At 69.3% G+C, this 1,794-nt stretch carries 3 protein-coding genes; 2 read left to right on the plus strand and 1 reads right to left on the minus strand.

Annotated elements, in window-relative coordinates:
• Positions 1–700 (plus strand): response regulator (locus N878_RS19410; protein ID WP_031303530.1); only part of this gene is annotated, 700 nt, incomplete at its 5' end.
• Positions 701–744: 44 nt separating this feature from the next.
• Positions 745–987 (plus strand): YheU family protein, encoded by a 243-nt coding sequence (locus tag N878_RS19415; protein WP_021445222.1) that lies wholly within the window; start codon positions 745–747, stop codon positions 985–987.
• Positions 988–1,041: 54 nt separating this feature from the next.
• Here N878_RS19415 and N878_RS19420 read toward each other — a convergent pair whose 3' ends face one another.
• Positions 1,042–1,662 (minus strand): DoxX family protein, encoded by a 621-nt coding sequence (locus N878_RS19420; RefSeq protein WP_021445223.1) that lies wholly within the window; start codon positions 1,660–1,662, stop codon positions 1,042–1,044.
• Between the last annotated feature and the right edge of the window lie 132 nt (positions 1,663–1,794).

A 1,794-nucleotide genomic window follows, 5' to 3' on the forward strand; every position in this document is an offset into this window, starting at 1 on the left:
GGAACGCCTGCTGGATTACCTGGAGGATTTCGCCGCGCCGCCGCTGCTGGTGCTGATGGCGCCCTGGCCGGGCAGCGTCAACCACTGGCTCGACTCGCTGCGGCCCAAGCTGCAGCCGCAGCAGCGCGTGCTGCTGGTCTGCCCGCCCGAAGCCTGCCAGCAGCTGCCGGCCAGCCAGGGCCTGCGCCTGCAGCACCTGGCCCAGCCGATGGCGGTCAACGCCCTGCGCCAGGCGCTGGGCGAACTCTACGAAGAACCCCGCGCACAGGTACATCAGTTGCTCAGAGAGATACGCAGCGACAACCACGACGCCCCCTGCATCCTGGTGGCCGAGGACAACCCGGTGAACCAGCTGGTGGTCCAGGGTTTCCTGAAGAAACGCGGCTACAGCGTGCGCCTGGTCACCGACGGCCAGGCCGCGGTCGCCGAATACGGCCGCGACCCCGGCGCCATCCAGCTGATCCTGATGGACTGCGAGATGCCGCTGATGGACGGCTTCGAGGCCACCCGGCAGATCCGCCGCCTGGAGCGCAGCCAGCAGTTGGCGGCGGTGCCGATCGTCGCGCTGACCGCGCATATCCTCGACGAACACCGCCAGCACGGCCTGGACGCCGGGATGGACGACTTTCTCGGCAAACCGCTGGACAGCGGCCTGCTCTACAGCACCCTGGAGCGTTTTCTCCGGGTGCACAGTGCCTGACGCGCGCGCTAGCATGGGCGCCGTTTGACTGGAGCCTCCCTGCCGTGCTGATTCCCGCTCACCTGCTGCAAGCCGATACCCTCACCGCGCTGATCGAGGACTTCGTCACCCGCGAGGGCACCGACAACGGCGACGAAACCCCGCTGGAAACCCGCGTGCAACGGGTGCGCCGCGCCCTCGACAAGGGCGAGGCGGTGATCGTCTTCGACCCCGACAGCCAGCAGTGCCAGCTGGCGCTCAAGCGCGACGTGCCCAAGGAATGGCTGGTCGAACTACGCCAGGAGTAGGTTGGCGCCGAGCGCAGCGAAGCCCAACCATCGCCGCCCCGGATTGCACCCGGGCTAGGCCCCGCCGTCCATCCGCGTGCGCTGCTGCCGCCAGCGCCGCGCCAGCCAGTAATCCAGGCTCAGCCAGCGCCCCGCCCCGCCGAAGAACAGCGCCAGCAGCATCGCCAGGTAGGTGGCGGCGAATTCGATGCCGTTGTTCAGCACCACGAACTGGCCACTGCCGGTCAGCCATTGGTAGTTGCCGTGCTCGCGCAGCAGCGCCCGTGCCCGCTGCAGTTTCTCCGCCGCCGCCAGCACCCGCTCGTTGGCGAAGGGCGCCGCGGGGTCGGCGATGACCTGCCAGCCATAGGGCCAGTGCACGGCGCAGATCGCCACCAGCATGGTCACCATCAGCGGGATGCTCACCCAGCGCACCGCCAGGCCGAACAGCAGCAGAATCGCCCCGCCGGCCTCGCTCAGCGCCGCGGCCCAGGCCAGCAGCTCGGGAAACGGCAGACCCAGGCCCCAGTCCGGGTTGCCGAACCAGGCGGCGGTGGCGTCGATATCCTTGAGCTTCTGCGTACCGGCCATCCAGAACACCGGCACCAGGTACAGGCGCAGCAGCAGCGGGCCGAGAAAATCCAGGCGGCGGGTGGCGTCCAGGGCATCCTGGCATCGATTGAGCACGGCGAGCATGAGGGTCAGTCCTCGGTGGAAGGAAACCAGATGGCGCGCCGCTGCCAGTCGTCCAGCAGCGCGCGGGCGTTATCGAGGTAGTCGCCGTCGGCGACCAGGCCATGCTCGGCGGCCAGGGCCGCGAGCGCGGCA

This window comes from Pseudomonas sp. EGD-AK9 (assembly GCF_000465935.2).
Lineage (GTDB): Bacteria > Pseudomonadota > Gammaproteobacteria > Pseudomonadales > Pseudomonadaceae > Aquipseudomonas.